4 protein-coding genes and 1 pseudogene are annotated in these 5,146 nt (G+C 42.3%); 3 read left to right on the top strand and 2 right to left on the bottom strand.

The annotated features are described in order from the left end of the window. From B9J84_RS15525 to rmf, 3 genes and pseudogenes are all read left to right on the top strand, one after another. Positions 1-463 (top strand): annotated as a pseudogene (locus B9J84_RS15525) (ABC transporter ATP-binding protein); the annotation flags it as partial. 9 nt (positions 464-472) lie between these two features. Beyond that, the gene (locus B9J84_RS15520; protein ID WP_094124517.1) at positions 473-2,362 is read left to right on the top strand and encodes a DUF3466 family protein; all 1,890 of its coding nucleotides are present in this window, start codon (positions 473-475) and stop codon (positions 2,360-2,362) included. A gap of 169 nt (positions 2,363-2,531) precedes the next feature. Next, positions 2,532-2,705, top strand: a complete 174-nt coding sequence (gene rmf / locus B9J84_RS15515; RefSeq protein ID WP_010320553.1) for a ribosome modulation factor — start codon at positions 2,532-2,534, stop codon at positions 2,703-2,705. A gap of 136 nt (positions 2,706-2,841) precedes the next feature. Here the strand turns inward: rmf and fabA are convergent, their stop codons facing one another. After that, positions 2,842-3,360 (bottom strand): bifunctional 3-hydroxydecanoyl-ACP dehydratase/trans-2-decenoyl-ACP isomerase, encoded by a 519-nt coding sequence (gene fabA / locus B9J84_RS15510; protein WP_013856904.1) that lies wholly within the window; start codon positions 3,358-3,360, stop codon positions 2,842-2,844. Positions 3,361-3,431: 71 nt separating this feature from the next. Then, positions 3,432-5,075, bottom strand: coding sequence for a Lon protease family protein (locus B9J84_RS15505; RefSeq protein WP_094124516.1), 1,644 nt, complete (start codon positions 5,073-5,075; stop codon positions 3,432-3,434). Positions 5,076-5,146: the final 71 nt, after the last annotated feature.

The following is a 5,146-nucleotide window of genomic DNA, read 5'->3' as shown; positions in this document are numbered from 1 at the left end:
CTACCAAGGCACATTGCTGCTTGTCAGCCACGATCGTCAATTTGTTGATAATACTGTAACAACGAGTTGGATTTTTGAAGGTGATGGCAAAATTGAAGAATTTGTTGGAGGCTATCACGATGCTCAGCAACAAAGAGCTCAAGTTTTGCAGTCACGAGTTGCTGAAAATGTCAGCAATAAAGAAAAAGTGGTTGAGGAAACTCTCAAAACAGCGCCAATTAAGACAAAACCTAAAAAGTTATCTTATAAACTGCAGCGAGAAATGGATGAGTTGCCCGCAATGTTAGAGCAACTTGAGAATGATATTGAAATGCTTCAACAGCAAGTGAACGATCCTGAGTTTTTCATGCAATCAGCAGACAAAACACAGCCCGTTTTAGATAAGTTAACTGCGAAAGAGCAGGAGCTTGAAATTGCTTTCGAGCGCTGGGAAGAGCTCGAAGCAATGCAACAGGAAAGTTAGAGATTATTAATGAGTAGTAAAACATTTAAAATCACCGTAATTGCGGCCAGTATTCTGGCTGCCACTCAAGCTCATGCTGCACTTTACCAAATTGTAGAAGTGACACCCGGTAACTTAGTCGCTAATGAATATTATGGAAGGGCAATACAAGAAGATAACCTTTCAGCAAATCCTCTTGGATGTTTTACGGCCGGAAATAGCTGTAATACTTTTGCGTTTGGTGGCGATACGCTCAATGGTTCTGATGGCATTTCCTATCATGATGAAGTGCCATTCAAAATGGATAATCGTTTTGTTTATCAGGATATTGATGATCTCAAAAACTATTGCTCTAACGAACTCGGTTATTCTACTTGTGAGGCATGGGCTGATAAGCAATGGCATGGTTTTGAGTACAACAATGTTGAAACTGGCGGTTTGAAACGTGAGCGTGATGCTTGGGATAATGGTAGTTATCTACAAAATGCAGCGGCCTTTGTTAATTCATCGCAAGTTGTTTTGACTTTTGGCTCTATTGCAAATACTCAGAATACCGTTTTAACTGGGTTAGACGGTACTTCTGCTTTTGGTATTACGAGCAGCGGTTACACCCAGTCTGGGAGTAATTACGCTCTAGGCTACCGTCAACGTGGTTTTTATCATGGCAATATTTTAAATCCACCAACAGACACAACAATTGTCAAAGACACAAATAATAAAATTGTTGAAAAAATGGGTCGGACGTTCGCTTATGATGTATTCAATGATGGTACCCATAAGTTTGTGGTTGGTAGTTCATCAGTTAGCCCTTATTTAACAGGTAACGGTGATGATGATAACAAAGACTACAATGGCGATGTTAACACTTGTGTGAGTGATGGTCTCGATCCACAGTTAACTCGTCAGTGTCAAAATTTTGCATTTGCAACGCAAGCTTATATGTGGGACACAACATCTACATCGACGGGTTACCGCGTAACAGGGTGGGTCGGTGATGTTGAAGCAAACCGTAGCGGATACTCTGCACAAGCAAGTGTAAGAGGCGCTGCTATTCCTACATCTGGCAGTTACGCTAACAAGCCAGTTATGGCTGGTTTTAATACCTATCGCGATGATGATGTGTTTAGAATGCAAGCAACGGTATTCTATCCTAACGCAAGTTACGACGTAACAACTCCTAAGCATGATATGTGGAGTAGTAAAGTTATTACTGGCACAGAACTGAAAGTGGATGGAGATGTGATTTACTCCAACTCATTAGCGACAGATATTAATAACCATTTAATCGTGATCGGTGAAACAAAACGCAAAGGCGACAAACCTGAAAGCGGCGCAGCAGCAAACCGTATTTTTGTGTCGGATGCTAATAGTGGAACGCCTGTAGCTAACTATCTATCAGGTGGAATTTTCTTTACCGGTGCTGGCGGTGAAGCGAAAGCGATCAACAATTTCAATGAAATTGTCGGTCAAATCGATGCAGAAAAAGGTCGTGAGGATGGAGGCAAACAACGTCGTCATCGTGGCTTTATCTATCCTTTCAACGGTACAGGGAGTAATGCAGCAAGAATGGCGTTGTTCCAGAACCAAGGTTGGTGGTTAGATGATCTAACCAATGGTGGGGCTTACTCACAACATAATAACCAGTTCCGTATTTTTGAAGCCTCAGATATCAATGATGATGGTGTGATTGCAGCAAGTGCATTTAAATGTACTGGTGGCTATGACGATTTCTCCCATAACTCATACTGTACTTCTGGAAGTGAAAGCGTTGTCGCGATTAAACTGATCCCGATTGCTGGCGCGGCGGCTAGCGATATTGAAGTCCGCAGCACGGCACTTCCGCCCGTTGAACGTAAAGGCGGTAGTATGGGGTGGATTACTCTGACACTACTTGCTCTCTTTGGGTTCCGCAGAAAATAATTAAATAGTGTAAAGAATGGCGCAAGTTCACAATTTAGAATCTGCGCCTTTTTTGTAACTTGAGAAAGTCGAATTTTTGAGCAATTCTTAATTGTGGCGTAACAGATATGCCATGTAGATTTAATAGTTGTATGTAAGACACAAGTTACTGTATGAGGACTACACTATGATGAAGAGACAAAAGCGTGATCGCCTTGAAAGAGCACAGTCTCATGGGTATAAAGCTGGCTTAAACGGACGTTCCGTAGAGGCTTGCCCTTATCAACAAACGGACGCTCGTTCATATTGGCTAGGTGGTTGGCGCGATGCCAGAGATGACAAACAAGCTGGTCTCTACAAATAAACTCCCACATACATGCAAAAGGATTTAAGCCCCGGAAGGGGCTTTTTAGTATTTAAGCCACTCTAAAGCACTATAACTAAGTATTTTGATGAGAAAAAAGCGACTCTATGAGTCGCTTATGAATAGTTTAACGTCATTAAAAAGCAGAAGTATCTTGGAAAAGACCTACTTTTAAATCCTTTGCAACGTAAATCTCTTTGCCATCAACAAGAACGCGACCATCAGCTAGGCCCATTACAAGTTTACGGTTAACAACCCGTTTCATCGTGATTTCGTAAGTTACTTTTTTTGCTGTTGGTAGGATCTGACCTGTGAACTTAACTTCACCAACACCTAATGCCCGGCCTTTTCCTTTGCCACCAACCCAGCCAAGGAAGAAACCAACCAATTGCCACATCGCATCTAAACCTAAACAGCCAGGCATTACAGGATCGCCAGGGAAATGGCAATCGAAGAACCATAGATCAGGAGTAATATCTAACTCAGCAAGAATAAGGCCTTTACCATACTCGCCCTCGGTTTCTGACATTTTGGTGATGCGGTCCATCATCAACATATTTGGCGCTGGCAATTGAGGGTAGCCAGGCCCAAAAAGCTCACCTTGGCTAGAGGCTAGTAAGTCTTCACGATTATATGAATCTCGTTTATTCTGCATTATCAGTTACTCCAATTTTTGATAGGGTGCATATTAGGGAACACGTGTACGCTAAACAACTCCGATCAGTGCTACACAAACCAGTTTTTAATGCGCTCTGCAATACTGTGTGATTGGTCATGCCTTTCAAAGTTTTCAATACGTTGAGCAATTTTATTAATGATGCTTTCTTCGTCATCGCCTCTGAATGACGCACCCATAAGGATCGGTACGGCTTCATCAACTGTAGCGACTGGCCAAATATGAAATTCATCATTTTTAATGCTATTGACTACATCTTTATGAAGCGCAAGATGTTTTAGATTTGTTTTTGGTAGAATGACGCCTTGTCCACCCGTGAATCCCTGATGCTTACACACATGGTAGAAGCCTTCAATTTTTTCGTTTAGCCCGCCAACAGCTTGAACTCGCCCGAATTGATCAACCGCACCTGTCACAGCGATTTGTTGGTTAATGGGATGTTCAGATAAAGCGCTTACTAAAGAACATAACTCGGCTAGTGATGCACTGTCGCCATCCACTTCGCTGTATGATTGTTCGAAGACAACCGAAGCAGAATAGGGAAGCGGTGCGTCAAGGTTCATTGAACTGCTTACAAAGGCTTGCATTATCATCATGCCTTTTGCATGCAAATTACCACCGAGCTCGGCTTTGCGTTCGACATCGGTAATATCACCGTCACCAAAGTGCACAACGCATGAGATACGAGCTGGTTCACCATAGGAAAGAGGATGGCCAGCAACATCGATCACTGTTAATCCATTGACTTGGCCGACTTGTTCGCCTTGAGTTTCGATAATTACCTGCCCATCAAGTATATCGTCGAGTGCTCGTTGCTGCAGATAAGACTCTCGATAATAGCGTTTGTCTAAGGCACTTTCGATATGAGATTTAGTAATCGGATACTGATTTGACTCTAAGGCCGCTTCTTCTATGAGTGTTCTGTGCCATATTACACATAACGGTGTGTAATGTTGATCTTCCGTGAAACGGGCACCTGCGGTCATAAGAGCAGGAATGGCATCTTCAGTCAGTGTAGGGAGTTGGTATTCTTCAGATATCCAACGCAAATAAGCGAGGTAGGTCAATATCGATTGTTCATCAATTTTCAGGTCCAACTCTAATTCGGTGTAGAAACAAAAGCTTGAGCGGACGTCTGCATCCAAATAGTCGACATCGGCTAACTGGTTCCTATCACCTAAAATGATCAGTTTGACCTCATATTTTTTAGAGATTGGTGAGGGGTGTGGTGATTTAGCATCACAATTAATGGGGCTTACATCTTCGCCTAATACTGCCGCTTTTAATAATGGCCACATTTTAGGATTAGCCAGCAGCATATTAGCGGAGATCAGAAGATAACCACCATTGGCTTTATCCAATAAGCCAGGAATTTCGCTGGTGATAAGCCCATTTTCAGCGCGGTATTGGCCAAAGATAGTCCCCATATCGAGGGACTCCGTACAAATAACGTGCGAGTTTGGCTTTATTACTTGAAGTTTTTGACTGACTAATTGACGATAGATTGAGTTATCTGGCGCGTTGATCAACATCACTCGTGTAAAACCTTTCAATTGAACAAACTGCTGAATAGCGGTTGCTAGTCTGGGCTGTGTGTCGAGTAATGTTACCGGAGATAGACTAGGGTACTGAGCTAGTTGCGAGTGGAATTGATCATACTGAGGTGTGACTGAACGCCAAATATTTTGAGTCATTGAAATCTAGTGTTTATTAAAAGAAGCCAGATTATATAGAAAAATAGCAATGTCTAACAGCTCCATTATTA

Origin of the sequence: Vibrio sp. V03_P4A6T147, assembly GCF_002241085.1 — a bacterium.
GTDB lineage: Bacteria > Pseudomonadota > Gammaproteobacteria > Enterobacterales > Vibrionaceae > Vibrio > Vibrio anguillarum.
This window is presented reverse-complemented; position numbering and strand designations above follow the sequence as displayed.